This window comes from Rhodanobacter sp. GW835-FHT13D09, from assembly GCF_058793995.1.
Genome location: NZ_JBXAGL010000008.1, coordinates 155,818 through 181,717, shown reverse-complemented (window position 1 = coordinate 181,717; position 25,900 = coordinate 155,818). Strand labels below are relative to the sequence as shown.

Genomic DNA, 25,900 nt, shown 5'->3' with positions numbered 1-25,900 from the left:
CCAGGGGTCGTGCCCGGATACGGGTAAAATTGGGTCATAGCGTGCTGCAACTGTGTGACACTGCAACAAAATCGTGTTCGCGGTTGGTCTTGGTCACCATCGTTCGTTAAGCTCAAAGCCACCCTCTCTCTCGGATGGTGGCCATGGCGAATCTTGAGCGCACCGCGTACCCGCGGTTTCCTCGTGTGATCACGACACGCGACCTGCTCCGGTATTACACCCCCGATGCGGACGAAGTGGAATGGGCTTCGGGCTTTGCTCGTAGCGATGCGGGCCGCTTGGGCTTGATCGTGCTGCTCAAGACGTTTCAGCAGTTGCATTACTTTCTTGCCTTGGAGAGCGTGCCGGCTGAGATCATCGGCCACATTCGGACGGTGTTGAACCTGAAGCCAGCCACGGCGGCTGACTATCGGGGCTCCAAGACCCTCTATCGGCATTTCGCGGCCGTCCGTACCTATCTCGACATCCAACGCTACTACGGCAAGGAAGCACAACGCATTGCCGTGCGTGCAGCGTATGAAGCGTCCGAAGTCATGGACCAGCGTGTTGACGTCATCAATGCAACGATCGAAGAGCTGATCTATCGCCGGTACGAGCTGCCGGCGTTCTCCACGCTGGACAGGATCGCCGAAGCCGCGGCCGTGACTGCGCAAGAGCGCCTGTATGACAGCGTCAGCGCGGGTCTGACGACCGAACGTCGGGATTTTTTGGACAGTCTGTTGGCCACCGACTTCGCCCAGCGGCAGTCGGCTTTCCAGGCGATCAAGGCCATCCCCAAGCGGGCGACCAAAAAGCACCTCGAAGCCGTTCTCGATCAGTTGGCGTGGCTGAAGACACTGGGCGACGTGGATGATTCACTCCGCGATGCCCCCGTGAACAAGATCCGGCACCTCGCCCACCAAGCCGCTTTGCTCGATGCGGATGACCTCAAACGCACAGTACCTAGCCGGCGATACGCCCTGATGCTCGCACTGATTCACCGCATGCGGGTTCGCGCACGCGACGATCTCGCGGAAATGTTCATTCGCCGCGTGAGTACGCTGCACAAACGCGCCAAGGAAGAACTCACCGCGATTCAGATGCACCAACGTGCGATGGCCGAACAGCTCGTCGCGAAACTGGACGATGTCCTGGCGATCCTCGCGGAGGAAAAGGAAGACCCTGCTGCCGGACGTCGCATCCGCGCACTGCTGACGCCGGACGGCAATTTGGAGGGGTTACGCGAAGACTGTGCGGCGATTCGTCTATCGGGCGGTAGCAATCACCTGCCATTGCTCTGGCGTTTCTTCAGCAGTCATCGTGCAGTGTTGATGCGGCTTGCGCGCACGCTTGATTTCGTCTCGTCGACGCAGAACCAATCGCTCATGGAAGCGTTGGCCATCGTGCTGGCCAACGAAGGTCGCAAAGCCGAATGGGTTTCCGACGCGGTGAATCTGCAATTTTGCTCGGAACGGTGGCGCAAGCTCATCATGCGCTCTGACGATGGCCCGTCCGTCAATCGTCGCTACCTCGAAATGTGTGTTTTCTCGCACCTGGCCAGCGAGCTCAAATCCGGTGATACCTGTGTGGTGGGATCGGAGGCCTTCGCCGACGTCCGAGAGCACTTGCTGCCATGGGCGGAGTGCGAAGCGCGCCTCGCCGATTTTTGCGCCAAGGTCGATATTCCACCCTCAGCGGCGGCATGCGTCAGCGAGCTGAAACAACGGTTGACCGACACGGCGGCACGCATCGACGCCGCGTTTCCCGAACTCAAGGGAGATGTGGCGATCGGTGCCGATGGCGAGCCGGTGCTGCGTCGCGTCCAGGCGCGGGATATCCCGGCGTCGGTGATTGCCCTGCAGAGTGCACTCGGCCGTGAACTCCCCACGCGGAACCTCCTGGATATTCTGGCCAACATCGAGCACTGGACGCACTTCACGCGGCATTTTGGCCCGATATCGGGGCACGAGCCGAAGATCAAACAGGCCACCGAGCGTTATCTGCAAACGGTCTTCGCTATGGGGTGCAACCTGGGGCCCAACCAAGCCGCGCGCCATTTCGTCGGCGAGGTCAGCCCGCATATGATTTCGCGGGTCAACCGCCGGCACGTCACCGTCGAAAAGCTCGAAGCCGCCACTCGCGAACTGGCTGAGCTCTATCTGCGCCTCGATCTTCCGCGGCTCTGGGGTGACGGCAAGAGCGTCGCGGCCGATGGCACGCAATATGACTTCTACGATCAGAACTTGTTGGCGGGCTATCACTTTCGGTACCGCAAGATGGGTGCGGTGGCCTATCGTCATGTCGCGAATAACTACATCGCGACCTTTCGGCACTTTATCCCGCCGGGTATCTGGGAGGCCGTCTACGTCATCGAAGGCCTGATGCAAGCCAAGCTGTCGGTCGAACCCGACACCGTGTACTCGGACACGCAGGGCCAGTCGGCCACCGTGTTTGCGTTCACGTACCTGCTCGGTATCAATCTGTTGCCGCGGATACGCAACTGGAAGGATCTCGATTTCTTCCGTGCCGACAAGCAGACCCACTACAAGCACATCGACTCGCTCTTTCATGGCGCAATCGACTGGACGTTGATCGAGACCCACTGGAAGGATCTCCTGCAGATTGCTATCTCGATCCAGGCGGGCAGGATCGCCTCCCCGATGCTTCTGCGCCGGCTCGGTGCGAGCAGCCAACGCAACCGCCTTTTTCTGGCGGCGCAGGAGCTCGGGCGCGCCCACCGCACCGTCTTTTTGTTGAACTGGATCGGTAGTTTGCCCTTGCGCCAAGAGGTCACGGCCGAGACCAATAAGATCGAGTCGTACAACGGCTTCGCGAAGTTCTTTTCGTTCGGCGGCGACGTGATCGCCGAGAACGATCCAGACGAGCAACAGAAGCGTCTTCGGTATAACGATCTGATCGCCTCGGCCGTGATCTTGCAGAACACCGTGGACATGATGCGCGCCCTTCAAAAGCTTGCTGATGAAGGTCTCGCGGTGTCGGGACACGACGTGGCCTTTTTCTCACCCTATCTGACCGGCGGCGTCAAACGGTTTGGTGACTATCGCCTTGACTTGAAGCGACCGCCCGAACCGTGGATTCGTGACCGCCTGTTCAAGGATGCCGCCAAAGCCGCGCGGGCGACGACCCTAGCAACGGAGCAAGCGAATGACCCAGCGATCGAATAGCACGGGGCGGATCGACGCCGCGTCGCCCCGCGGGGGTGTCGACGTCATAGGACTTCAAAAATTGCGCGCGACCTTTGATACGACTCACCTGTTGCGTGCGGTCGATGATCTCGACACCGTTCGCGCGGTCCTGGTCGATCCGGACGAATTACGCGCCGATCTTCTCCGGTTGCATGGGATGGCGCACACCCTGATCAACGGGGGAGCCTTATCCGCGACGAGCGTCGATGAAACCATCACCGAGTTGGCGGCAGACATTGAGGCCGAGCTGGAGAGCATGAGCGCCTTGCTCCTGACCATCCGACAACGGATACGGCCACTTCTGACGCTGACCCCTGACGATGGCTAATGGAGGAATGCAGACCATCTACCCTGCCAGCGATTGCAAGATGGTGCAGGTTGCTCGCGTGTCGTGATGGCACGTTTCGATCATGCCCCGCAGCTCGGCGGCCAGCGCCGCCAATTCGCGCTGCTTGGCTTCCACCTGTGCCAGATGCGTTCGTGCCACGCCATCGACCTGCTTGCACGACAGTTCCGTGCGTGAGGCAAGCGTGAGTAGGCTACGGATTTCTTCGAGGCTAAAACCCAGCGCGCGGCTGCGCACAATGAACTGCAAACGCTCGACGTCGCTATCGCGATAGTTGCGGTATCCCGCAGTCGACCGCTCCGGCGGCGGCAGCAACCCGATGCGCTCGTAGTAGCGTACGGTTTCCAGATGACAGCCGGTGGCTTTCGCCAGATCGCTAATGCGCACGGTGGTTGACTCCGTAGTAGCTACGGACTTTAGTCTACGCCGCACACCGCATAAGAGTTCAAGTGATGGCATGTTGCGACTGTGAATCAACCGGTCAAGCGTTGGCTCGCTCTGCGGCCCAGCGTCGCGTGTTATGGACGGTCTTATTCATCAACGTGGCGATCTTCGTGGGCGAATTCGGCGCGGGGCTTTGGGCTGATTCGACCGCGCTGCAGGGAGACTCCCTGGACAGTCTCGGCGATGCGTTGGTGTATGCGCTCAGTCTCTGGGCCGTGGGACAGGCCCTGCGGTGGCGGGCGGGGTCCGCTCTGGTGAAAGGCGGCATCCAGCTGCTGTTCGCGGGGATCGTGATCGCCGAAGTCGGCCGCAAGCTGGTGACGGGTGCCGAGCCCTTGACGGGTGTGATGGCGATCGCCGCCGGTGTCGCGCTCATCGCCAATCTCACCTGCCTCGCGTTGCTGACCCGATTTCGTTCGCACGACATCAACATGCGCTCGGTCTGGCTGTGCTCGCGCAATGACGTCATCGGCAATGCCGGCGTTTTGCTGACCACGGCACTCATGGCCTGGAGCGGCTGGACATGGCTCGATCTGGCTTTTGGCGCCTTGCTGGCGTTGCTTTTCGCGCGAACCGGTGTCGAGGTCCTGAGATCCGCGTGGCCGCAGTTTCGTTTGCACCCCTCGCACGTCCAGTGAACGCCATGCTGCCACCGAATCCCTCTCTGGCTATACTTCAACAATGATAACGACACGCATTCGCAATATCTTGCACCACGTCGCCGTGGCCGCCCTTCTGGTGTGGGGCATAGGCGCGCTGCCGGCACAGGCCGAGGACATCCCTTCCGCCGTCCCGCAGACCTGGCAGATGCTCGACTACCTGGCGACCGATTACGCGGGCGCGGTGAAGGATGGCGCTGTGATCAGCACGTCCGAGTACGCCGAGATGCGGGAGTTCACGGCGACAGCGCGATCGCGTATCGCCGCGTTGCCACCGACCGTCGCCACACCGGCACTATTGCAACAAGCCGATACGTTGGTGGCCTCGGTCGAGGCCAAGGCGACACCCGCGCAGGTGGCGACGCAGGCGCATGCACTGGCCGATGCGTTGCTGCAGGCGTACCCGGTGCCGACCGCACCGGAACGCGCTCCCGATCTGGCGCGCGGGGCAACGCTCTATCAAAACCAGTGCGCCGCTTGTCATGGCGCCACCGGACACGGTGACGGGCCCGCTGGCCTGCTGCTATCGCCCCGACCGGTGAACTTCACCGATCAGACGCGGGCCGATCAACGCAGCGCGCTGTCGTTGTATGAGGTGATCAGCCAGGGCGTGGCAGGCACGCCGATGGCGAGCTACGCGCAGCAACTCTCTTCCGATGACCGCTGGGCGCTGGCGTACTACGTGGGTTCGCTGGCTTACGCCAAGGAAGCGGTCGCCGGTGCCGATACCTGGCAACACGACACTGCCGCGCGAGCGCAGATCGCGGATCTGAAGGAGCTGTCGCGTGCGCGTGTTGCGCAGCTGACACCTACTCTTGGTGCAGAGCGTGCTCGGACGATCGTGGGTTACTTGCGAGCTCACCCTGACGTCATCCAGCAGCAGGCCTTGGCCGGCATCCCCCTGGCACGGGCGCGACTGGCGGCGAGCCTGACGGCTTACCGTGCTGGTGCGAAGACGCAAGCCACCCAGCTGGCGCTATCCGCCTACCTCGATGGCGTGGAACCGGTCGAACCGCAACTCAATGCACGTGACAGCGCGCTGCGCGCCCAGCTCGAAACGTCGATGGGTGCCTATCGCAGCGCATTGTCGGGTAACACTCCCGTGGAGTCGGTGGTGAAACAGGCCGATGCCATTGATGGTCTGTTGGTACGCGCACAGGAAGTCACCGCCGATGCGGCGAGCGATGCGGCCGCCATCTTCTTGGGTGCCTTCACCATCCTGGTTCGCGAGGGTCTGGAAGCCCTGCTGGTCGTGGTCGCACTGCTCGCTTTTCTACGCAAGGCCGCGCGACCCGAAGCGCTGCGCTACGTGCATGCGGGCTGGATCCTTGCGCTCGTGGCCGGTGGCATCACCTGGGCGATCGCCAGCTATGCGATCTCCATCAGCGGTGCCGGTCGTGAATTGACCGAGGGACTGTCGTCGCTGTTTGCGGCGTTCGTGTTGCTCGGGGTCGGTCTGTGGATGCACCAGAAGAGCATCGGTGGTCGCTGGCAGGCGTATCTAAAGGAAAAGATGGCGGCCGCGCTCAACCGACGTTCGGCGTGGTTCCTGTTCGGACTGGCCTTCATCTCGGTGTACCGCGAGGTGTTCGAGAGCATCCTGTTCTACGCTGCGTTGTGGAACGACGGCCAGGAAGTGTGGCTGCTCAGCGGCATCGCCGCCGGTGCCGCGGTGCTGGGGCTAATCGCCTGGGTGCTGCTGCGCACCAGCCGGCGGCTGCCGATCGGCACATTCTTCTCCGCCAGTTCGGCGCTGATCGCCGTGCTCGCCATCGCGCTGACTGGCAAAGGTATCGCCGCCCTGCAGGAGGCCGGCTGGGTCGCGGTGAGCGTGGCGCCAGTGCCGCATATCGAATTGCTGGGCATCTATCCGACCTGGCAATCCTTGTTGGCCCAGTTGGCGATTTTGGTGCTGCTGGCTGTCGGATTCGTGTTCAATATCCGTCGTGGCCGTCAACGACTCCCGTCACCTCCAACGACTCGGGAAGTGCTCCCCGATGCAGACTGAAGGCGACAAGACATGAGCGACTGCGGCTGCCACGTGCAAGCGACCAATGAAGCGGAACGCCGAATTCTGCGCGTCGCCTTGGGGCTCAATGCCACGATGTTCGTGGTCGGCATCGTCGCGGGGCTGATCGCCCAGTCGATGGGATTGATCGCCGACTCGCTGGATATGCTGGCCGATGCGAGTGCCTACGGCATCGCCCTGCTGGCGTGGGCGCGCAGCGCGAGCTTCAAGGCCTCGGCGGCACAACTGAGCGGAACACTGCTTTTGGTGCTGGGGCTAGGCGTCTTGCTCGGTGTCGTGTGGCGCCTTGTGATGGGAAGCCACCCCGAGGGCTTATGGATGACGGGCATCGCCTTGGTGGCTCTCGTCGTCAACACCACGGTGCTGCGCTTGCTGGAACGCTTTCGTCATGGTGAGGTGCATTTGCGAGCGACTTGGCTATTTACCCGGGTCGATGTCCTCGCGAACTTGGCGGTCATCGTCTCCGGTGTGCTGGTGCTTCTATGGCACAGCGCGGTGCCTGATCTGGTGATCGGTACGGCCATCGCCTGCTATGTACTGAAGGAGGCGCTGGGCATTCTGCGCGAAGCGAAGGAAGCGCGGGTTGCCGCCAGCGAATCGATCGTCAAACCATGACCGCTCCGGCATTGGGGCTTGGCCCGGTGGTGTATGCCGTTGACCTTCGACTGTTCCACGCCATCCATCCGTCTACACCGCCGTCGCCCGCGATGCTGCATCTGGCGCGCGGTCTGGCCGATGGGCCGTTGATCCTGACCGCTGCTCTCCTTGGGACGATGCTGATGTTTCCTCGGTGGTCGATGCGCTCGATCGCCCTGAAAGCGGTGGGTGTCGCTGCCGTGGCACTACTCCTGAATCTGGTCATCGGCGCTGTCTGGGATCGAGCGCGCCCCTTCGTGGCCGGTGTCGGCCAAGCATGGGTCTCCCATGCGGCGACCGGCAGCTTTCCCAGCGACCACCTGACCGTGCAGTGGGTCGTCGCCGGCATACTGTTGCTGAATCAACGCAGCCGAGTTTGGGGCATCGGGATCGCACTGCTTGGTCTGCTCATGGCATGGGCACGCATCTACCTGGGCGTGCATTATCCCGGCGATATGCTGGGAGCCCTCGCGATAGGTGGGCTGGCCATGCTGAGTGGCTGGGCTGGGGTTGCGAGCCAGCCCCACGCCGTCCAACGGCGGTGACCACGTAGCCGCGCATACTGTCGGCCTTCCACCGTGGCCAGCGTCGCCAGCGGCGCACGCGATCGCCCAGGTTCATCGGCATCGCACGCACAATGACGTGCGCAGGCTTGAGACAGGACGACGGTTCCCGTCGCAGCCACGCCACGCCGACGGGGAGTCATCGCGTGGAAGCGGCACCGGGCTCGCGGTTTGGCAAAGCGACTGTGTGAGGTCAAACCTTTTGCGGCTCCTCGCACCCCAGCCCGCACGACGTTGTTTCGACCTGCAGCGTCACGTGATGGATGTCAAAGCGCGCCTCCAGCATCTGCGCCAGCCGGAGCCGCAGCGCTTCTGCGTCTGATGCGTCGCCATCCATGATCACATGCGCCGCCATCGCCGAACGCGTGCTGCTGAGCGCCCATACGTGCACATCGTGCAGCGCAGCCACGCCCGGAGTGGCCAGCATTTCGGCGCGGACCCGTTCAGTATCGACGCCACGAGGCGTCCCCTCCATCAGGACATTCCCGGCCTCTCGCAGCAATGTCCATGTCCGCGGCAGCACCCACAGACCAATCAACACGGCGATGATTGGATCGGCAATGTAAAAGCCGGTGAACTTGATGATCAACGCGCCGATGATTACGCCGACCGAACCGATCATGTCGGCCCAAACTTCCAGATAGGCGCCTTTCACGTTGAGGTTTTCACCGCTGCCGGCCTTGAGCAATCGCATCGAGATGAGGTTGATCACCAGCCCGAGCACCGCGATCACCAGCATGCCGGTGGAGGCCACCGACGGCGGTTCGCTGAAACGCCGCACCGCCTCCCACAAGATGTAGCCGGCGACGAGGAACAGCAAGCCACCATTGACGAGTGCGCCGATGGCTTCCATGCGCGCGTAACCATAGGTGCGTTTCGCATCGGGGGGACGTCGTGCCAGGCGCACGGCGGTCAGCGAGATCGTCAGCGCGATCACATCGGTCGCCATGTGTGCCGCGTCCGACAACAAGGCCAAGCTGTTGGTAAGCAGACCGCCGATGATCTCGGCGACAAGAAACATACTGGTCAGGCCGAGTGCCCACCACAGCGGCGTCTCGTGCCTGATCTCCGTACCCACATGATCGTGCCCGGCATTCATCAGTTGTCTCCACTCACGTAGCTTCGCCACGCCATGCGGAACACCCGCCATGCCGAGCGCAGAAACATCAACAACAACGCCGACGCAACCAGCAGATCGGGCCAGCCGGCGCCGAAGAAGCCGACGCCGGCGGCCGCTGCCAGCACGGCGACACCTTCGAACACGTCATTGCGCGAGCATTCCCAGGCCGAGGCCATGTTGACGTCGCCTTTGCGGTAAGGCAGCAGCAGGCGCAGGCATGCGGCATTGGCGACCAGGTTCAGCAAGGCGGCGATACCGATCGCCTCGAAGATCGGCACGCCAGGATGCAGGAGACGCCAGCCAATCTGGATGGCGACTGCAAGCGCCGCACCAAGAATCAGTGCGCCCTTGAACAGCGCCACCCGGGCCTTCGCGCGGTCACTGGCACCAACAACCGCAAGGCTCAAGAGGTAGGTGAGCGCATCCCCAAGATTGTCCAACCCGCCGGACAGCAGCGACGACGAACCGCTGTAGATCGCCGCGGCCAGCATCATCGTGAAAGTAGCGAGGTTGATCGCCAGAACGATCATCAACACCCGACGCTGCCGCGCCTGCAACGCGGCAATATCGATGGTGGTGGCACAACACGTATCAGACATGAGCCGGTAACCCGATGGATTGGATGCATGCTTCAGGTATTGGAATCCCTCATGGCGGCGACCACTCTACGCGGCCGCCGCCGTGTTATGAAATGACACCGATGCAGCGACGTGAGTACTCCCGCTGCCCCGATTAGTCGTTATCCACACGCCCGTCGATCGGCCACGCCCGATCCACCGTGCTCTGGTAGACCCAGCCCGCAACACTCTGGCCGGTGCGTCCGTGCAAACGGATCAGCTGCACGGCCCGTTCGGCTTGGTCGTCCTCGCAAAACACTTCGAGCTTGATCTGCTTGGTCACCCGTTCGCCCAGTTCCATCGAATAGATCTGTTCCTGGGCACTGAGCGCGGTCAACAACCCTTTGACGTCGCTCACCGAGAGATAGCGGAACCCACCGTCCTCCAGGGCATGGATGACGTCGACCACGCGGCCGCGATGGATGAATGCCTTTACTTCTTTCATGGGGTGTTCTCCTTGGCGAGGCGCCGGGCGGCGCGTTCTTCGATCCAGTCGTAGAGCACCGGCAGCAGCACCAGCGTCAGCAACGTCGAGGTGATCAGCCCGCCCACCACCACGGTGGCGAGCGGACGCTGGGTTTCGGCACCGACGCCGCTGGACAACAGCATCGGCACCAGGCCCAGGATCGCCACGCTGGCGGTCATCATCACCGGGCGCATGCGTAGCGCGGTGCCGCGGATCACCGCCTCGCGCACGGGCAAGCCTTTCTCACGTTGCTCGTTCAAGAAACTCACCAACACGATGCCGTTCAACATCGCCACGCCGAACACCGCGATGAAGCCGATCGCCGAGGGCACCGACAGGTACTGCCCGGTAATCGCCAGCCCGACGATGCCGCCAATAGTGGCGAACGGCACGTTGGCCAGGATCAGCGTGGCGTGCTTTACCGAGTTGAACGCGGTGTAGAGCAAGACGAAGATGAAGAAAATCGTCGCCGGCACGATCAGCGACAACCGCTTCAACGCCCGCTGCTGGTTCTCGAATGCGCCGCCCCATTCGCTGTAGTAGCCGGTCGGCAGCTTCACCTGCTGCGCGATGGCGGCATTGGCCTCCTTGACGAAGCCGTCGATGTCGCGACCACGCACGTCCATTTGGATCACCGCATAACGCTGCAGCTGTTCCCGACGGATGAACGAATAGCCTTCCGCATCACTGACCTCGGCCACTTGCGACAACTGCACCAGCGCGCCACTGGCCGTGCGGATCGGGATGCGCTGGATCGCCGGCAAGGACGCCTTGTCCGCATCGTCCAGCCGCACCGCGATGTCGAAGCGTTTCACGCCATCGAGCAGGGTCGTCACCGGTTCGCCACCGATGCCGTTCTTCACCACGGTCAACACGTCGTCGGCGTTCAAGCCATAGCGGGCCAGTGCATCGCGATCCACCTTGATGCGGATCTGTGGCTTGCCGATGTTTGCCTCCAGCGCGAGATCGGCCACGCCGGGCACCCCGGCCAGCGCGTTTTTGATGCGGCCGCTCAGGCGATCCAGCTCGCCCAGATCATCGCCGTAGATCTTCAGCGCCAACGTGGCGCGCACACCGGAGATCAGTTCCTCGATACGCATCTGGATCGGCTGGGTGTAACTCACCACCGCGGTGGGCAAGGCCGCCGACAGTTCTTTCTGCATGGCCTCCTCGATGCTCTCCAGCGTCTCGCCCTTGCGCCATTGATCCTTAGGCTTCAGCGGGGTGTACACCTCCATGTAATTCACGTCGGCTGTCTCGCCTTTCTCGGCGCGACCGATCATTGCCAGCGTGGTTTCCACTTCCGGAAACTTCTGTTTGATCAGCGTCGACACCTGTTTGGAGATGGCGATCGACTCGTCGAGCGATGCCGACGGGATCGAGGTGATCCGCCACATGATGGCGCCTTCCTTCAGGTTGGGCATGAACTCCTTGCCGAGGAACGGGAACAGCGCGAGGCTGCCGAGCAAGGCACCGGCGGCGATGCCCAACACCAGTTTGCGACGTGCCAACGCCCAGGCGAGCACCGTGGCGTAATGGCGTTTCAGGAACGCCACCAACCAGGTGTCCTTCTCTTCCTTCGGTTTCAGCACCAGCGCGGCGAGTACCGGGATCAACGTCAAGGCGAGAATCAGCGATCCCGCCATCGCGAAGCTGATGTTGAACGCCATCGGCTTGAACATCTTGCCTTCCAGTCCTTGCAAACTGAACAGCGGCAGGAACACCACGATGATGATCAGGATCGCAAACGCCATCGGATTGGCCACCTCGCGGGCAGCCGCCAGCACCGCGGCGGTGCGATCCACCGGGAGCCCATGCGCCTTGCGCTCGGCCATGATGCGGTAGGCGTTCTCCACCATCACCACCGCGCCGTCCACCATCATGCCGATGCCGATCGCCAGGCCCGCCAGCGACATCAGGTTGGCCGAGAGGCCGACCTGATTCATGCAGATGAAGGCGATCAGCATGGCCAGCGGGAGCGCCACCACCACCACGATGGCGCTGCGGAACTCGCCCAGGAACAGGAACAGGATGATCGCGACCAGGATCGAACCTTCGATCAAGGCACGCACGGCGGTTTCCACGGCCGCATTGACCAACTCGGTGCGTTCGTACACTGGCTTGACCACGACGCCGGGCGGCAGCGCCTGCTTCACCGTGTCGAGCTTGGCTTTCACCGCATCGACCACGCTCTTGGCGTTCTCGCCGATGCGGGCAAGCGCCTGGCCCATCACCACTTCCTTGCCATCGCGGGTCACCGCACCGGTGCGCGGTGCGCCCGCTTCGGTGATCGTGGCCACATCACGCACGTAGACCGGGGTACCGTCCTCGGTCTTGAGCACGATGTTGCCCAGATCCTTCGCGTTCTGGATCAGGCCCAGTCCACGCACCAGGTACTGCTCGCGGCCCACATCGACGAAGTTGCCGCCGACCTGGGCGTTGTTGGCCTGCAGCGCCTCGATCACGTCCTTGAAGCCGAGCTTGTGCGCGATCAGCTTCATCGGGTCGATGCGTACCTGGAACTGCTTTTCCTGGCCGCCCCAGGAGGTGACGTCGTCGACGCCGGGGGCGGTGCGCAGGATCAGGCGGATGGTCCAGTCCTGCAGGGTGCGCAGGTCCATGTCGTTCGGCGCGGTGCTGGCGGTAGCACCCTTGAGCTTGTTGTCGGCTCGCTCGACGGTGTACCAGAACACCTGGCCGAGGCCGGAGGTGTTCGGTCCCATCGCCGGTTTGCCGTAACCCGCCGGCAAGCGATCGCCGACCTGCTGCAGCCGTTCGTTGACCAGCTGACGGGCGAAGTAGATGTCCATGCTGTCGTCGAAGTACACCGACACGTAGGACAAGCCGAACAGGCTGACCGAGCGGATCTGTTCCACCTTGGGCAGGCCGGCCAGTGCCGACTCCACCGGCGTGGTCAGCAGTTGTTCCACGTCCTCTGCCGCAAGTCCCGAGGCTTCGGTGTACACATTGACCTGCACCGGTGTGACGTCCGGGAAGGCATCGATGGGCAGCTGACGCACCGCCTGAAAACCAAGGAAGCCGATCACCACGAAAACGATCAGCACCAGCACCTTGTAGCGCAGGGAGAATTCAACCAGACGTTCCAGCATCATTCTTCTCCCAACTGCGAGCGCAGCAAACGGGCCTTCAAGGCGAAGGCGCCCTTGCGCACGTAGGTGTCGCCGGCCTTGAGGCCCTGGGTGACCATCGTCCAGCCATCACGGGTGTCGCCGACCATCACCGGCGCCGGCTCGAACGTGCCGTTGCCTTTGGCCAGGAACACGGTCGGCTGGTTTTGCAGCAACACGATCGCTTCGGCCGGTACCGCCAGCTTCGGCACCGCCTCACCGACCGCGATGCGCGCTTCGACCAATTCGCCCGGGCGCAGGAGGTTGTTCGGGTTGGCAACTTCGATGCGCACCGGCACGGTGCGGGTGCGTTCGTTCGTCTGCGACGAACTCAGGATGACCTTCCCCGTCAGCGTCTGGTCGTGCGCCAGCACGCGCGCGTCCATGCCGGGTTGCGCGCGGGCCGCATCGCCCGGCGCGAGTTGCGCCTCGACCCAGACCGCGTCGTCGTTGACCAAGGTAAACAGGGTACGGCCGGGCTCGACGCGTTCGCCGATGAGGAACTCGTCACTGGCGATGCGCCCGGCGGTCGGCGCCAGCAATGCATAGCTGCCATCCGCCTTGGCGGAACCCGCGCGCAGCATGCCGCGGATCTGGCCGTCGGATAGCCCGTAGGCACGCAGCTTGGCACGCGCCTGATCGCGCTGCACCTTCGCTTCGTTGTAGCGTCGTGCCGACACCGCCTGCGGTCCCAGCGACGCGATCCGTTGCCAGTCCTGTTCGGCCACGATCAACGCGCCTTGCGTCTCGGCGACCTGCACGCTGGAGAGCACCACCAACGGCGCACCGGTTTTCACCACGTCGCCGAGCTTGGCCTTGCGGGCCAGCACCTGCGATTCGACGCGCGGCGACACCAGCACGGTGGAATACGCATCGGCTTTCACTTCGCCGGGGGCTTTCAGTTCATCGGTCAGGGCGCGCGTGGCGGCCTTGTCGAGCACGATGCCGGCGTCCTTGATCGCCTTGGCATCCAGCGCGAGCGGATTGGCGGGTGCGGGTTCCTGCGCCATGACAGGGCCGGCCAACGCGGCCAGCAGCGCCATGCCCAGCAGGCTGCGTTTCAAAAGAGAGAGATTCATCGGGGGATATCCTGATTAAGGCCGTCCTGAGTAGGACCGTCCTGAGTGCGGCCATCGAGCCAGTCGGTCAGACGGCCCGCAGCGGTGAGGTAGTCGAACCAGGTCTGCCAGGTTTGGCTTTCCAGTTCCTGGCCGGACAGCGCGGTGTCCAGGCTCTGTTTGAGCTGCACGAGGTAATCGGACGTGCTGATTTCGCCGGCACGCCAGAGCTTCTCCAGCAACGCGGTGCGATCCTCGAATGCAGCGGCCCGGCCGCTGCGAAAGGCTTCGGTCGCACTGCGCAAGGCGGCGTAACGGGCTTGCGCTTCCTGCAGTCCGGCGCGCAGCACAAACTGGCGTGAGCGCACACCGGCCGCCGCTGCATCGGCTTCCGCACGGGCGGCATCCACTTCGGCACGTCCGGTGTTGAGCACCGGCAACGGAATGGACACGCTCAGACCGATCACCTGATCGGTGCGCGGCCCGCTGCGTACCTGTCCGCCGGTCAAGCTCAGCGTGGGATCGGGGATACGTGCCCGGCGGGCGACTTGCACCCCGGCCTCGGCACTCGCTTGCTGGGCGCGGGCCTGGCGCAGTTCGGGCAGTTCATCGACGGGCAACGGCGTAACACTGCCCGCCGCCGGTGACATACCGTTGGGCAACGGTGGCAACGCGGTCAGTTGATCGCCACTGATGGCCAGCAACGCCGCACGAGCTGCCGCTTCATTGCCCGCGAGTGTGGCTTGTTGCACCTGCGCCTCACCGAGCGCCAAGCCGGCCAAGTCGCGTTCCGGACTGCTGATGTCGCCCACCTTCAACCGCTGTGCGGCCAAGTCATCGAAGCGCTTCATCAGCGCCAGGCGGCGTTGCCCCAGTTCGCTCTGTCGGGCTGCGAGTGCGGCCGTCGACCAGGCTTTCAGCCAGCGGGTGGCCACATCGCGACGCAGCAGGTTGTAGCCAGCTTCGGCCGCCAGCAGGTCGGCCTCGCCCTGGCTGGCGCGAGCGCGGCGTTTGCCGGACAGATCCAGCGGCAGGCTGATGCCGGCCGTGCGCCGATTGGCGTCGGCATTCTCCGCATCAAGCGACAGCGAGGGGTTGTACAGCGGCTGCGCAGCGGCACGCGCACGGGCCTGGGCAGCATCCAGATCCGCGCGCGCGGCCTGCACCTCGGGACTGGCTTGCCAGATACGGCGCACCGCATCCTGCAAGGGCGACGTCGACAACGATGTCGGCAGGGGAGCTACCGGTGGGGAGAAAGGGGATACGGGCGCGGCACTGAGCATCGCCGCGTACAACAGACACACGGCGCCGATGGGCACCGAACGAAAAACAGACATGAAGCGATCTCCTGAAAACGGTCACGAAGCGACGAACTGCACCGGCGGTGGCGTCGCGTAACGGAGCGGTTTCAGGCGATCGGAGGGCGCAGCAGCGAGCCGGTCGTGGCCGGCGTGAATCCCGAATGGAGGGTGAGCGGTGCGAAGCGTGCTTCCATCATGGCGATGGGAAGCGATGCGCTGACGGGGAACGTCACCGAATGGGCACAGGCACAGTGGCAACTGCGCCCTTCACCCAGAAGACAGGAGTTCGCATCGTCAGCCGATACCGAACTGACGGCGGTGTCCGCCAACAGGGTGGTCGGGGCAGCAGCGGTCGCCGACGCGAATCGCGCTCCCGGTCCATCGGCCACGCAGATCGATCCGCTGACCAGTTTGATCAGCAACACGGCCACGGCCAACACCCACAATCCGCGGTGGCGGCGCAGGCGAGTCAGCAGTGATGGCGCAGACCGATACATCCCATGATCCTATACGACAGCCACGCTGTTAGACAATTTCACTTGGGCGCCGGTCGTGATGAATTCAGACAACCCCCTACCGGCACCGTTTGACCCCTATGAAGGATGGTCTACCCGCAGCACGACTTCTGTTGCTGGATCGGCGGACACGGCACGCTGCCGTACGAGCAGAACACGCAGCAGTCGCCCGCCTTGGGCCGGAGCAATTCGCCGCAGCCCTCACAGTCGTAGAAGAACTGGCAGGCGTCGGTCGGCATGGTCTCGGTGGCCTGATGGTCGCAATGCGGGCACGTCAGCGTGCTCTGCAGGATGGGCTCAACCGCCATGGTTTTGCGCCGTAGCCGGAAAACCCGCCTCGGTAACCGTGCGCGCCAGTGTCGACTCCGTCGTGCGATCGGCATCGAACGTCACAGTGACAGTCTCGGCCTTGAGATCGACCTTCGAGCTCGTGACACCCGCTATGCGGCTCAAGGCTTTCTTGATCGTCACACTGCAGCTCGGGCACGTCATGTTCGCCGCATGCAGCACGGCCGTGGTGGGTGTTGCCGCATGAGCCATGCCCAGCCCCAAGATGGCGACCATTACGAATAGCCACTGACGCATCGTTCGTCTCCTACAAAAACCAGCCAATGAAATAGGGAAACAGCAACAACGGCACGGTCAGCACGGTGGCTGTCCACAGCCAAAACCGCCGCCGCCGCAAGACCGTCGGCTCGACGCAGGTGCCCTCGGTGCGGCAACGCGACCATGGCCCATACAGCGTCCAGAACGCGAGACCAAGGCTAAGCAAAGTGGCCGCGATGAACCATGGACGCCAGGGATCGAGCGCCGTGAGATAGGCGATCCACGCCCCGCTGATGCCCAGCAACACCAGCACCAGCGGTACCACGCAACACACGGATGCCCCGATCGCCGCGAGCAGCGCGACGATCACGGCGGGTAGCGACGATTTGGCTGGTAACGTATTCATGAGCGCATACTAACTTCCGTACCCAACTACGGAGTCAAGCATGACTTCCGCCCTCACCATCGGCCGGCTGGCCCTGGCCGCCGACGTCCACATCGAGACCGTGCGCTACTACCAGCGGGTGGGCCTGCTGCGTGAGCCCGAGCGCCCGTTGGGCGGTGTGCGTCGCTATGAACACCAGGATCTGGCGCGTCTTCAGTTCATTCGACGCGCCAAGACCATGGGTTTCACGCTGGACGAGATTGCCGGACTTCTCCACCTCAAGGGCAAACGAGCCTGCGAGCAGACGCGTCGAATGACCGAACACAAACTCCTCGATGTGCGCCGCAAGCTGGAGGATCTGAAGCGGCTGGAAACGGAACTTATGCAGCTCGCCGACGACTGCGCGCATGCGCCGCGTGGGGAGCATTGCCCGACCTTGAATTTTTTGCATCAGACGTAGCGCTTATCGGCCTGTGACGTCTGCGTACGGCGTGGTGCGAACCTCTGAAATGAAACTTCGGACACGTGCCAGTGGGCCGATGAGGAATAGAAAAGCGAAGAAGAAAGTATCTTGGCACTCTGTTACGAGCCAGATGGCACCGAACCGTGGCTTCCCAATCTCTACTCCCCCGCTGGAGCAGCCGTTTAAGCGACGCGGCCCCGCCAACAGACCAGTGATCAAGGATATGTATTCGATCCATATCCGTGGGTTTTGCGCTGGCGGGCTAGCTGTTGACTCTGTTGACTGGAACCTCCGCGCTGAACCATCCGATGGACAGCGCGGTCGCCAGCGCTTGAACCATGACGAAGATGCCAAGCGCCATCCCGAACCCAAGCCGAAGCGCCTCGCCGAACAGGAGGCTACCCACGCCGAATCCAGCGAATAGTGCGAAGACGTTCAAGCCCATCGCCTGTCCCGGGCGCTTTCCTCCAAGCGCGGTGACGATGCCCCCGAAGAGGGGCTGCGTCATGTCGTAGCCGAGAGAAAGGACGGTCACGGCCACAATCGCGAGTATCAGGGGACCGTTGAAAATCAGGGTAGCTGCACCTAGGGCACCCAACCCAAGCCCGATGGGCAACAACCTGGCGCGCCCCCAGCGGTCGGCGGCCCGGCCGATCAGCGGGCCGAACAAGAAACCAGGAATCCCGTAGCCGAGCAGGGCTACACCAATCCCTACCGGGCCAAGACCGTAACGCTGCTCGAAATAGACACCGAGCCACGTGAAGACGCCAGAGTGAAAAATCGAATTGACGAAAACATAGCCATAAGTGCGCTGCCCCCGCGGAGTGCCGATGAGATCGCGATATCCGAGGAATAGCTCTCCCATCGTCTCGGGAACAGCCTTCCTCCTCGACGAAATAAGTGAACGGCGGAGCAGCAGCACCACGAACACACCCACGGCGGCCAAGGCGACCAAAACAAAGAGGCCGCGCCAACCAAGCAGAGGCTCCAGCACGGCACCGAAAGTCGAGCCGAAAGCCATGCCACCGGCCATTGCTCCGAACAGCCAGCCGAGGGGCCGTCCACGTTGTTCGTACGGATACAGGCTGCCGATGCCGCTTTGGGCCGTCGCGGAGCATGCCTTGGCGGCCTTGTCGTCGCGTCCGCTCAGTCCGCGCGCCGCGCGTGATCGGTCCGCTTCGCCGTGCCCTGGGTCAGCTCGGCACGTACGCAATGCGCGTCGATGATCGACGTTACCGTGGCATACCCCGCCACCGCGAACTGTTGGCGGGGCTGCCCTTTGTTTGGAACCACGAAGGATGTCCGCAGGACCTCCAGTCGCGCACCAACCGCTGGCAGTGGCGTGACTCGATAACAGACATCCAAACGCGGGCCATCCACATGGCCAACCCAGCCATCAGTGTAGGAATCGGTCGCGTACGCGATGCGGCCAATGGTAAGGCCCGCGAGCAGCAGCGGGAGGCTGAGACAAGCAGTAAACGATTTCATGGTCGTTCTCCAAAAATGACAACCACAACAAACACCGCCAGGCGCACGCATAACGTGCGTGGCGGTACTGCTTTCACGACCGCCGGCTGACCCTCGACAGTTGGGGCCAGCCGGCGACGTGGTCTGTCAACGTGCCGGACGGATCGCCGTCACCGTGCTACCCGTGCTGGCCTGATGGAAGGTGAATTGCACCTTATCGCCCACCTTCACGTGCGTCAGCAGCTCCGGCGAAGCCACCTTGAACGGCATCGTCATGGCCGGCCAGCCGATGGCGGCAATCGCCTCATGCTGCAGCGTGAGGGTGCCCTTGGTGGTGTCGACCGCCTTGACCACGCCCACGCCCTGCACATCGGCGGGTGTGGCTTCATGCATCCCAGCCATGCCCGGCATGTTGGGATCCATCTGCTGAGGGTTGGCAAACACCGGAGCCGTGAACAGCGCAGCGGTGATCGCGAGGGTAATGCATGGCTTTTTCATGGGTCAGTTTCCTTGTGGGTTGGAGTGAAGTGTGGCGTTTGTCTTGCTGGCTTTACGCAGCCGATAACGAACCAGCAGGCGGTACGCCGCGGGTATAACGAGCATGGATAGCAAGGGTGCCGTGACCATGCCGCCGATCATCGGGGCGGCTATGCGCTGCATCACTTCCGAGCCGGCGCCATGGCCGAGCAGGATGGGAAACAGACCGGCGAGAATGACCGCGACAGTCATTGCCTTCGGGCGCACGCGCTGCACGGCACCCTCGCGAATCGCTTCGTCCAGCGCTTCTGGGCCGGCGTGGGGATCGAGCGCAAGTTGGTGCTCCCAGGCATGGTGCAGATACAGCAGCATCACCACGCCGAATTCAGCGGCGACTCCGGCCAGCGCGATGAAGCCGATGATCGTGGCCACCGACACCGCATGACCAAGCAACCAGATCAACCACAGACCGCCGACCAGTGCCAGCGGCACGCTGGCCATGATCAGCGCCGCTTCGCTCACGCGTCGGAAAACGGCATAGATCAATAGAAAAATGATCACCAGCGCAATCGGCACCACCACCTTGAGTCTTTCCATGGCACTGGCCAGGTATTCGAACTGACCGGACCACGCCACGGTCGTACCCGGCGGCAATTTGACTTGCTGCGCCACCGCGCGTTGCAGGTTGGCCACCACCGTGCCCAAATCGCTGCCGGCCGTATCGACGTAGACATACGTGGCCAGCTGCCCGCCCTCGCTTTTCAGCATGGACGGTCCTGCTTCAACGGCAATGTCAGCGATCTGGCCAAGTGTAATCTGCGCACCGTTGGCTGCGACGATCGGCAACTGCCGCAGCGCTCCAATGGAATCGCGCTCGGCACGCGGGTAGCGCACCACGATGGGATAACGTTCGCGCCCTTCGACGGTCTGACCGATTGGATCGCCACCGACCACGGTTGCGATCAGTTGCTGCACGCGCTCCTGGGTCAACCCGTAGCGCGCGGCGACATCACGGCGGATGTGCACGTCGACGTAGCGGCCGCTGGTCGGGCGCTCGGCAATCGCTGAGCTGACACCGGGCACGGTCTTCGCCACCGTCTCGATCCGATCGGCCACAGTCTGCAGCGTAGCCAGGTCGGTACCCAGCACCTTGATGCCGATTGGGCTCTTGATGCCGGTGGAGAGCATGTCGATGCGGTTGCGGATCGGCGGCACGAACAGGTTGGTCAGCCCCGGCACGTGCACCGCCTTGTCCAGTTCCGCCTTGATCTTGTCCATCGTCATGCCGGGCCGCCACTGGTCCTTCGGCTTGAAGGTGATCGCGGTCTCGAACATTTCCAGCGGCGCCGGATCGGTGGCCGTTTCGGCGCGCCCGGCCTTGCCAAACACATGATCAACCTCGGGCACGGTCTTGATCATGCGATCGGTCAACTGCAGCAACTGCGAGGCCTTGCCGGCGGACAGCCCCGGCAGTGCAGTGGGCATGTACAGCAATGTGCCTTCGTCCATCGCGGGCATGAACTCGCTGCCGAGCTTGGTCATCGGAATGACCGCGGTGAGCAGCAGCACACCGGCCAGCACCAGGGTTGCTTTCGGATAGCGCAGCACGGCTTCGAGGAGAGGCCGATAGCCATGGATCAAACCCCGGTTGAGCGGATTGTCGCGCTCGGCACGGATGCGCCCGCGGATCAAATAACCCATCAGCACCGGCACCAGCGTCACCGCCAGCCCAGCCGCTGCCGCCATCGCGTAGGTCTTGGTGAAGGCCAGCGGCTTGAACAGCTTGCCTTCTTGCCCCTGCAGCGCGAAGACCGGCACGAACGACAGCGCGATGATCAACAGGCTGACGAACAACGCGGGCCCCACCTCGGCGGCGGCCTCGGCAATCAGCGACCACCGCTGCGCACCTTGCGGTTCACGTCCGTCGTTCGCGTCACGCCAATGTTCCAGATGTTTGTGCGCGTTCTCGATCATCACGATCGCCGCATCCACCATCGCGCCGATCGCAATGGCGATACCGCTGAGCGACATCAGGTTCGCCGTGACGCCTTGCAGATGCAGTGCAATGAAGGCGACCAACACGCCCAGCGGCAGCGTGATCACGGCCACCAGCGCCGAGCGCAGGTGCCCCAGAAACAACACGCAGACCAGCGTCACCACCAGGAATTCTTCGAACAACTTGCTCCACAGGTTCTCCACCGCGGCGTCGATCAGCTGCGAGCGGTCGTAGGTAGGCACGATCTCGACGCCGGCCGGCAGGCTGCGCTGCAGTTCCGCTAGCCGTGCTTTCACGGCGGCAATGGTGGCCTTCGCGTTCTTGCCCGTGCGCATCACGATAATGCCGCCGACCACTTCACCTTGCCCGTCCAGCTCGGCAATGCCACGGCGAAACGTCGGGCCCCGCCGCACCGTCGCCACATCGCGCAGCAGCACCGGCACACCGCCGGCGTTGGTGGTGATCGGCACGTTCTCGAAGTCCGCGCGGCTCTTCAGATAGCCTTCGCTGCGTACCATCAGTTCCGCTTCGCCCTGTTCGATCACCGAGCCACCGTTGGCGCCGTTCGCGCTGCGTACCGCATCGACCAGCTGCGCCACGGTGACGCCGCGCGCCGCCAGCGCCTGCGGATCGGGCACGATCTGCCAGGCGCGCTCCATGCCGCCCAAAGTGGCGACCTCGGCGACATTCGGCACGGTTTTGAGCTGATAGCGCAGGAACCAGTCCTGTAGCGCACGCAACTGGCCAAGATCGTGCTGACCGGTACGATCCACCAGCGCGTATTCGTAGATCCAGCCGAGTCCCGTGGCATCAGGGCCGAGGGCAGGCGTGACTCCGGCCGGCAGGCGATCCCGCGCCTGGCTCAGGTACTCCAGCACACGCGAACGTGCCCAGTACAAGTCAGTGCTGTCATCGAACAACACATCGACGTAGGAGTCGCCGAAGAACGAAAAGGCGCGCACCGTCGTCGCGCCAGGTACCGAGAGCATGGTGGTGGCCAATGGATAGGTGACCTGATCCTCGACCACCTGCGGCGATTGGCCCGGGTAACTGGTGCGGATGATCACCTGGGTGTCAGACAGGTCGGGCAGCGCGTCGACCGGCGTGCGCGTCACCGAGAACATGCCCATCAGGGCCAAGGCCAGTGCAGCCAACAGCACGAACACGCGATGCGCAATCGCCGCGCGAATCAGGGCGGCGATCATGGTCGGTCTCCCATCGGCATGCCCGGCATGGGCACGCTCGTGGCCGGCGCCGGTTTGGTGGGGGCGTCATTCAGACGCTCCAGCGCACCGGACAGGCTCGCTTCGGAATCGATCAGAAACTGGCCGGAGACCACGACTTTCTCACCACCCGCGAGGCCATCGAGAATTTCCGTATAGCCGCCGGCCGCCCGCCCGATGCGCACCGATACGGCACGAAAGTGGCCATCTCCCTCGGCGAGAATGACTCGCGTGTGGGTGCCCGTCGCGATCAGCGCGTCGTCCGGTACCACCGGTACGGCCACGTCCGGAGTCGGGTTGAGTTGCACGGTAGCGAACATGCCCGGACTCAAGGCACCGTCGGGATTGTCGAGCACGATGCGGGCGCGCTGGGTGCGCGTCACCGCATCCACGTCCGACAGCAAGGTTTCCACGGTGCCGTGGAACGACCGACCCGGCAGGGCATCGACCGTGACCCCCACCGGCGTGCCGCTGCGCACCGTGCCGGCCACCGCCTGCGGGAGTGCCGCCTCGACCCACACGGTGGACAGACCGTTCAAGGTCATCAGGGTCTGGCCTGCAGTGACGCGCTGGCCTTCACGCACATCCAGTGTCGTGACGACGCCCGCTTGCGGGGCGTGCAGTGTGATCGCCGCATCCGCGCCATGACGCGACGACTGAATATCCGCCGCTGTCAGCCCCAACACCTGCAGCCGTTGCCGCGCTGCGGAGCGCAGCTCGCGCGCGTCGGCGGACCGCGCCTGCTCCAGCGCGCGATATTCCGCCAACGCACTGTTCCATTGCGGCGCCAGCAACTGCGCCAGCGGTGCGCCGGCAGCGACCACGGTATACGGCGCGCGCACATCAAGCTTGCTGATTACCGCATCAACCCGCGCGCTGATCGTGCTGGCCTGGCGCAAGTCCCAGGTAATCGTACCGGGCACCCTGATGGCCGAAGCCAGCACCCGCCGCTCGACTAGTGCCGTGCGCACGCCGAGGTTTTGCACGGTGGTGGGATCGATTTGGATGACATCCTTGGGTCCACCATCATCGGCATACTTGGGCACCATCTGCATGCCCATCGGCGACAGGCCCGGCTTGTCGAAATGCTGCTGCGGCACCATCGTGTCGTACCAGTACAGGACTTTTCGCTCACCGGCATCCGTTGCTGATGCCGCGTTGCCAGTCGACGCCGATGCCGACGGTGCATGCCGGCGACCGCCGAGATAGCCAACCACCAGCAGTACCGCCGCGAGCAAGACGCCGGCGAAAATCATCAGGGCAGGTTTCAAGTGTGCGCGCTTCATGGCGTCGTCTCCGAATTGGGTAGCAGATAGGCCAGCGCGGCCCACAGGCGCGCATGGGTCGCCAGTGCCTCGGCGTAGGCCAGCCGCTGTTCGATTTCATCGCGACGAGCATCGAGCCATGGCTGCAGCGCACCACCACCGCGGTAGCTGGCCAGCGCCGTGCGTGCACGATCCCGTGCGAGTGGCAGCAACGTGTCCTGATAGCGCTGGACTTGTCGTCCCCAACCCTGCCAATTCACCACCGCACGCGCCACCGCTTCGCGCTGGGCGCGACGCGCATCTTCGTGATCGGCCTGCACTGCATCCCATTGCGCCTGCTTGGCGCTGATTCCCCGATCCTGCCGGTTGCGGGTGAACAGCGGCAGGCTCACACCCACCTGCAAGGTCACCATGTCCGAGAGATACGGCGCGCGCCGGCCATACTCCACCGACACGTTCCAATCCGGGTGTTTGGCAGCCCGTGCCTGGGCGAGTGCGGCCTCAGCTACCTGTTCGCGTGCTTGCCACGCCTGCATGGGTGCCTGCTGATCAATGGCTTGCTCAAGTCGAGCAGGCGCTACCGGCAGCACCTGGAAATCAGGCGTGTCGGCCACGGTGGCCGCGTCCTCACCAAGCCAACGCTGCAACCCCGTATGTGCTGCGGCGAGATCGGCGTCAACGGCCTCCAGTCGGTTGTCCAGTGTGGCCGCATCCGTGCGCGCCGCCAGCGCGTCGGTGGCGCTGCCGTCGCCACCGCGCAGCCGCGCCTGCGCAATCAGCACGGCTAATGCGCTTTCGCCGCGCAACTCGCCCAGCAGCGCACGTTTCTGTTGTGTGGCCCATACCTCGATCCACGCATCGGCAATGCGTTCGCGCACCGTTTGCGCGGCGCCGACGTAATCGGCTTCGGCTGCGTCAATCTGCGCAGCGGCCAAACCGCGCTCGGCGTCGCGCGCCGCTCGCGATGGAATCGTCTGCATCACGCCGACGGTGCGCATGGTCATACTGTCCGAGCGCAGGCTGAAAGCCCCTGGGCTGGTGACGGGGAAATTGGAAAGTCCGAGCGTCAGGGTGGGATCCGGCAACTGTCCGGCGCGCGCACCTTCCTCGCGGGCTGCCGCCGTATCGGCGGTACGCGCTTCAAGTTGCGGCGCCCGCGCCAGGCCTTGCCGAACGGCCGCCTCAAGCGTCAGCGGTGGCTCGATGGCACCGGCCGCCGTGGCCAAGGCTCCCCACAGGAGCGCGGCCAGACCCGGCACCATCAGGCGCCGGGCAAAGTGATGGGACAACATGGGTGAATACTCCGCTGGTCTGCGATCTGCGTCGCGCCATGCAGGCGCGACGCCACATACGTCAATGCCGCAACGTGTCAGATCAGATCAGGAGTGAGCAGAACAACAACATGGGCGGAGGTGGCGGCGCGCGCAGATGCCCGGCCCGTTGGAGCGCGCGATTCGATGGCAGCGCAACGACGGCGGGCGCCATCAGCATCGATGGCATTGCCGGCAACACGCTTAATGGCACCGCCGTCGTATGCGCTTCAACCTGCGTCGCGTGATCGGGCGTGCAATGCTTTTGGCACAGCGGGCTGGCGGGGGCATCCTGATTCTGCGCACAGCCGCCGTCCATGCCCGACATCGAAGTCATCAGCGCAGCCGCCGGTGTCGCTTCGGGGACCGTCGGACAAACGTAGGCAGCCAGTGCCGTCTGCTGCCAAAGCAGCAGCAGCGTCACCAGCCAGATAAGGCGGCGACGTGTGGCGCGATGCATGCGGAAAGGACGGGCCATAGGCAACACTATATCTCCAAAATACCAAGAATTTCATTGACCTGAATCAACTACAGATTGTCGGCCCGGTCTCCTTCGCTGTTCTTGCCGGCCAACCCCGGCCCTCCTGGAGAACGGGGTGGTCGCCAAGCCCGATACCAAGGTGTGCTGGGCGTGAGGAAGGAAACACATGGTGGCGTACTCCCGCGTGCCGGCGAAGGCATCGCGCTGGATTCGCTTCGCT

General features: G+C 63.5%; 25 protein-coding genes. 7 read left to right on the top strand and 18 right to left on the bottom strand.

Features of this window, described 5'->3' with window-relative positions; translation table 11 throughout:
• The first annotated feature begins 143 nt into the window (after nucleotides 1-143).
• Nucleotides 144-3,164: a Tn3 family transposase gene (locus tag AC1Q5A_RS12430; RefSeq protein WP_063107840.1), complete on the top strand. Its 3,021-nt coding sequence runs from the start codon at nucleotides 144-146 to the stop codon at nucleotides 3,162-3,164.
• Nucleotides 3,145-3,513 carry a Tn3 family transposase post-transcriptional regulator TnpC gene (gene tnpC / locus AC1Q5A_RS12425; RefSeq protein ID WP_068205447.1) on the top strand — a complete coding sequence of 123 codons (369 nt, stop codon included), beginning with the start codon at nucleotides 3,145-3,147 and terminating at the stop codon, nucleotides 3,511-3,513. The genes AC1Q5A_RS12430 and tnpC overlap by 20 nt, the downstream gene beginning before the upstream one ends.
• Before the next feature lie 18 nt (nucleotides 3,514-3,531).
• Here the strand turns inward: tnpC and AC1Q5A_RS12420 are convergent, their stop codons facing one another.
• Nucleotides 3,532-3,918: a MerR family transcriptional regulator gene (locus AC1Q5A_RS12420; protein ID WP_027485211.1), complete on the bottom strand. Its 387-nt coding sequence runs from the start codon at nucleotides 3,916-3,918 to the stop codon at nucleotides 3,532-3,534.
• A gap of 65 nt (nucleotides 3,919-3,983) precedes the next feature.
• Between AC1Q5A_RS12420 and AC1Q5A_RS12415 the strand changes: the two genes are divergently transcribed.
• From AC1Q5A_RS12415 to AC1Q5A_RS12400, 4 genes are all read left to right on the top strand, one after another.
• The gene (locus AC1Q5A_RS12415) at nucleotides 3,984-4,613 is read left to right on the top strand and encodes a cation efflux transmembrane domain-containing protein (RefSeq protein WP_027485210.1); all 630 of its coding nucleotides are present in this window, start codon (nucleotides 3,984-3,986) and stop codon (nucleotides 4,611-4,613) included.
• 70 nt (nucleotides 4,614-4,683) lie between these two features.
• A complete protein-coding gene (locus AC1Q5A_RS12410) occupies nucleotides 4,684-6,642 on the top strand; it encodes an FTR1 family protein (RefSeq protein ID WP_343123777.1) in 1,959 nt (652 codons plus the stop codon).
• Between the two features lie 12 nt (nucleotides 6,643-6,654).
• Entirely contained in the window at nucleotides 6,655-7,278 is a 624-nt protein-coding gene (locus tag AC1Q5A_RS12405) for a cation efflux transmembrane domain-containing protein (protein ID WP_027485208.1), read from the top strand.
• The gene (locus AC1Q5A_RS12400) at nucleotides 7,275-7,844 is read left to right on the top strand and encodes a phosphatase PAP2 family protein (RefSeq protein ID WP_027485207.1); all 570 of its coding nucleotides are present in this window, start codon (nucleotides 7,275-7,277) and stop codon (nucleotides 7,842-7,844) included. Before AC1Q5A_RS12405 ends, AC1Q5A_RS12400 begins: the two co-directional genes overlap by 4 nt.
• 211 nt (nucleotides 7,845-8,055) lie before the next feature.
• Here AC1Q5A_RS12400 and AC1Q5A_RS12395 read toward each other — a convergent pair whose 3' ends face one another.
• From AC1Q5A_RS12395 to AC1Q5A_RS12350, 10 genes are all read right to left on the bottom strand, one after another.
• On the bottom strand, nucleotides 8,056-8,961 hold the full coding sequence (locus tag AC1Q5A_RS12395; protein WP_043795557.1) for a cation diffusion facilitator family transporter: 906 nt from the start codon (nucleotides 8,959-8,961) through the stop codon (nucleotides 8,056-8,058).
• Nucleotides 8,961-9,581 (bottom strand): cation efflux transmembrane domain-containing protein, encoded by a 621-nt coding sequence (locus AC1Q5A_RS12390; RefSeq protein ID WP_027485206.1) that lies wholly within the window; start codon nucleotides 9,579-9,581, stop codon nucleotides 8,961-8,963. The genes AC1Q5A_RS12395 and AC1Q5A_RS12390 overlap by 1 nt, the downstream gene beginning before the upstream one ends.
• A 133-nt stretch (nucleotides 9,582-9,714) precedes the next feature.
• A complete protein-coding gene (locus AC1Q5A_RS12385) occupies nucleotides 9,715-10,044 on the bottom strand; it encodes a P-II family nitrogen regulator (RefSeq protein WP_027485205.1) in 330 nt (109 codons plus the stop codon).
• Entirely contained in the window at nucleotides 10,041-13,175 is a 3,135-nt protein-coding gene (locus tag AC1Q5A_RS12380) for an efflux RND transporter permease subunit (RefSeq protein ID WP_063107839.1), read from the bottom strand. The genes AC1Q5A_RS12385 and AC1Q5A_RS12380 overlap by 4 nt, the downstream gene beginning before the upstream one ends.
• The gene (locus tag AC1Q5A_RS12375) at nucleotides 13,175-14,236 is read right to left on the bottom strand and encodes an efflux RND transporter periplasmic adaptor subunit (protein ID WP_407071447.1); all 1,062 of its coding nucleotides are present in this window, start codon (nucleotides 14,234-14,236) and stop codon (nucleotides 13,175-13,177) included. The genes AC1Q5A_RS12380 and AC1Q5A_RS12375 overlap by 1 nt, the downstream gene beginning before the upstream one ends.
• Before the next feature lie 32 nt (nucleotides 14,237-14,268).
• Nucleotides 14,269-15,447 (bottom strand): TolC family protein, encoded by a 1,179-nt coding sequence (locus tag AC1Q5A_RS12370; RefSeq protein ID WP_043795569.1) that lies wholly within the window; start codon nucleotides 15,445-15,447, stop codon nucleotides 14,269-14,271.
• Between the two features lie 212 nt (nucleotides 15,448-15,659).
• Nucleotides 15,660-15,983: a hypothetical protein gene (locus tag AC1Q5A_RS12365; RefSeq protein ID WP_223250752.1), complete on the bottom strand. Its 324-nt coding sequence runs from the start codon at nucleotides 15,981-15,983 to the stop codon at nucleotides 15,660-15,662.
• A gap of 176 nt (nucleotides 15,984-16,159) precedes the next feature.
• Entirely contained in the window at nucleotides 16,160-16,375 is a 216-nt protein-coding gene (locus AC1Q5A_RS12360) for a GDCCVxC domain-containing (seleno)protein (protein WP_027485201.1), read from the bottom strand.
• On the bottom strand, nucleotides 16,365-16,652 hold the full coding sequence (locus AC1Q5A_RS12355; RefSeq protein ID WP_027485200.1) for a heavy-metal-associated domain-containing protein: 288 nt from the start codon (nucleotides 16,650-16,652) through the stop codon (nucleotides 16,365-16,367). Before AC1Q5A_RS12355 ends, AC1Q5A_RS12360 begins: the two co-directional genes overlap by 11 nt.
• 10 nt (nucleotides 16,653-16,662) lie before the next feature.
• The gene (locus tag AC1Q5A_RS12350) at nucleotides 16,663-17,019 is read right to left on the bottom strand and encodes a mercuric transporter MerT family protein (RefSeq protein ID WP_027485199.1); all 357 of its coding nucleotides are present in this window, start codon (nucleotides 17,017-17,019) and stop codon (nucleotides 16,663-16,665) included.
• 40 nt (nucleotides 17,020-17,059) lie between these two features.
• Here AC1Q5A_RS12350 and AC1Q5A_RS12345 point away from each other — a divergent pair, with 40 nt between their 5' ends.
• Nucleotides 17,060-17,458, top strand: coding sequence for a MerR family DNA-binding protein (locus AC1Q5A_RS12345; protein WP_027485198.1), 399 nt, complete (start codon nucleotides 17,060-17,062; stop codon nucleotides 17,456-17,458).
• A gap of 265 nt (nucleotides 17,459-17,723) precedes the next feature.
• Here AC1Q5A_RS12345 and AC1Q5A_RS12340 read toward each other — a convergent pair whose 3' ends face one another.
• The 7 genes from AC1Q5A_RS12340 to AC1Q5A_RS12310 all read right to left on the bottom strand — a co-directional run bounded on the left by AC1Q5A_RS12340 (nucleotide 17,724) and on the right by AC1Q5A_RS12310 (nucleotide 25,677).
• A complete protein-coding gene (locus tag AC1Q5A_RS12340; RefSeq protein WP_231381789.1) occupies nucleotides 17,724-18,674 on the bottom strand; it encodes an MFS transporter in 951 nt (316 codons plus the stop codon).
• Complete coding sequence (locus tag AC1Q5A_RS12335) at nucleotides 18,608-18,949, bottom strand: hypothetical protein (protein ID WP_168149676.1); 342 nt, start codon at nucleotides 18,947-18,949, stop codon at nucleotides 18,608-18,610. The genes AC1Q5A_RS12340 and AC1Q5A_RS12335 overlap by 67 nt, the downstream gene beginning before the upstream one ends.
• A 126-nt stretch (nucleotides 18,950-19,075) precedes the next feature.
• Complete coding sequence (locus AC1Q5A_RS12330; protein WP_027485197.1) at nucleotides 19,076-19,426, bottom strand: copper-binding protein; 351 nt, start codon at nucleotides 19,424-19,426, stop codon at nucleotides 19,076-19,078.
• A 3-nt stretch (nucleotides 19,427-19,429) separates the two neighbouring features.
• A complete protein-coding gene (locus AC1Q5A_RS12325) occupies nucleotides 19,430-22,606 on the bottom strand; it encodes an efflux RND transporter permease subunit (protein ID WP_027485196.1) in 3,177 nt (1,058 codons plus the stop codon).
• On the bottom strand, nucleotides 22,603-23,895 hold the full coding sequence (locus tag AC1Q5A_RS12320; protein ID WP_027485195.1) for an efflux RND transporter periplasmic adaptor subunit: 1,293 nt from the start codon (nucleotides 23,893-23,895) through the stop codon (nucleotides 22,603-22,605). The genes AC1Q5A_RS12325 and AC1Q5A_RS12320 overlap by 4 nt, the downstream gene beginning before the upstream one ends.
• Before the next feature lie 11 nt (nucleotides 23,896-23,906).
• The gene (locus AC1Q5A_RS12315; protein ID WP_027485194.1) at nucleotides 23,907-25,181 is read right to left on the bottom strand and encodes a TolC family protein; all 1,275 of its coding nucleotides are present in this window, start codon (nucleotides 25,179-25,181) and stop codon (nucleotides 23,907-23,909) included.
• 82 nt (nucleotides 25,182-25,263) lie between these two features.
• Entirely contained in the window at nucleotides 25,264-25,677 is a 414-nt protein-coding gene (locus AC1Q5A_RS12310) for a hypothetical protein (protein ID WP_027485193.1), read from the bottom strand.
• Between the last annotated feature and the right edge of the window lie 223 nt (nucleotides 25,678-25,900).

What these genes read in the sequence shown, in the direction of transcription:
- AC1Q5A_RS12430 (WP_063107840.1), top strand. Translation starts at nt 144, where the DNA reads ATGGCGAATCTTGAGCGCACCGCGTACCCGCGGTTTCCTCGTGTGATC.
- tnpC (WP_068205447.1), top strand. Translation starts at nt 3,145, where the DNA reads ATGACCCAGCGATCGAATAGCACGGGGCGGATCGACGCCGCGTCGCCC.
- AC1Q5A_RS12415 (WP_027485210.1), top strand. Translation starts at nt 3,984, where the DNA reads ATGGCATGTTGCGACTGTGAATCAACCGGTCAAGCGTTGGCTCGCTCT.
- AC1Q5A_RS12405 (WP_027485208.1), top strand. Translation starts at nt 6,655, where the DNA reads ATGAGCGACTGCGGCTGCCACGTGCAAGCGACCAATGAAGCGGAACGC.
- AC1Q5A_RS12400 (WP_027485207.1), top strand. Translation starts at nt 7,275, where the DNA reads ATGACCGCTCCGGCATTGGGGCTTGGCCCGGTGGTGTATGCCGTTGAC.
- AC1Q5A_RS12395 (WP_043795557.1), bottom strand. Translation starts at nt 8,961, where the DNA reads ATGAATGCCGGGCACGATCATGTGGGTACGGAGATCAGGCACGAGACG.
- AC1Q5A_RS12390 (WP_027485206.1), bottom strand. Translation starts at nt 9,581, where the DNA reads ATGTCTGATACGTGTTGTGCCACCACCATCGATATTGCCGCGTTGCAG.
- AC1Q5A_RS12385 (WP_027485205.1), bottom strand. Translation starts at nt 10,044, where the DNA reads ATGAAAGAAGTAAAGGCATTCATCCATCGCGGCCGCGTGGTCGACGTC.
- AC1Q5A_RS12380 (WP_063107839.1), bottom strand. Translation starts at nt 13,175, where the DNA reads ATGCTGGAACGTCTGGTTGAATTCTCCCTGCGCTACAAGGTGCTGGTG.
- AC1Q5A_RS12375 (WP_407071447.1), bottom strand. Translation starts at nt 14,236, where the DNA reads ATGGCGCTGCTGGCCGCGTTGGCCGGCCCTGTCATGGCGCAGGAACCC.
- AC1Q5A_RS12360 (WP_027485201.1), bottom strand. Translation starts at nt 16,375, where the DNA reads ATGGCGGTTGAGCCCATCCTGCAGAGCACGCTGACGTGCCCGCATTGC.
- AC1Q5A_RS12355 (WP_027485200.1), bottom strand. Translation starts at nt 16,652, where the DNA reads ATGCGTCAGTGGCTATTCGTAATGGTCGCCATCTTGGGGCTGGGCATG.
- AC1Q5A_RS12350 (WP_027485199.1), bottom strand. Translation starts at nt 17,019, where the DNA reads ATGAATACGTTACCAGCCAAATCGTCGCTACCCGCCGTGATCGTCGCG.
- AC1Q5A_RS12345 (WP_027485198.1), top strand. Translation starts at nt 17,060, where the DNA reads ATGACTTCCGCCCTCACCATCGGCCGGCTGGCCCTGGCCGCCGACGTC.
- AC1Q5A_RS12335 (WP_168149676.1), bottom strand. Translation starts at nt 18,949, where the DNA reads ATGAAATCGTTTACTGCTTGTCTCAGCCTCCCGCTGCTGCTCGCGGGC.
- AC1Q5A_RS12330 (WP_027485197.1), bottom strand. Translation starts at nt 19,426, where the DNA reads ATGAAAAAGCCATGCATTACCCTCGCGATCACCGCTGCGCTGTTCACG.
- AC1Q5A_RS12325 (WP_027485196.1), bottom strand. Translation starts at nt 22,606, where the DNA reads ATGATCGCCGCCCTGATTCGCGCGGCGATTGCGCATCGCGTGTTCGTG.
- AC1Q5A_RS12315 (WP_027485194.1), bottom strand. Translation starts at nt 25,181, where the DNA reads ATGTTGTCCCATCACTTTGCCCGGCGCCTGATGGTGCCGGGTCTGGCC.
- AC1Q5A_RS12310 (WP_027485193.1), bottom strand. Translation starts at nt 25,677, where the DNA reads ATGGCCCGTCCTTTCCGCATGCATCGCGCCACACGTCGCCGCCTTATC.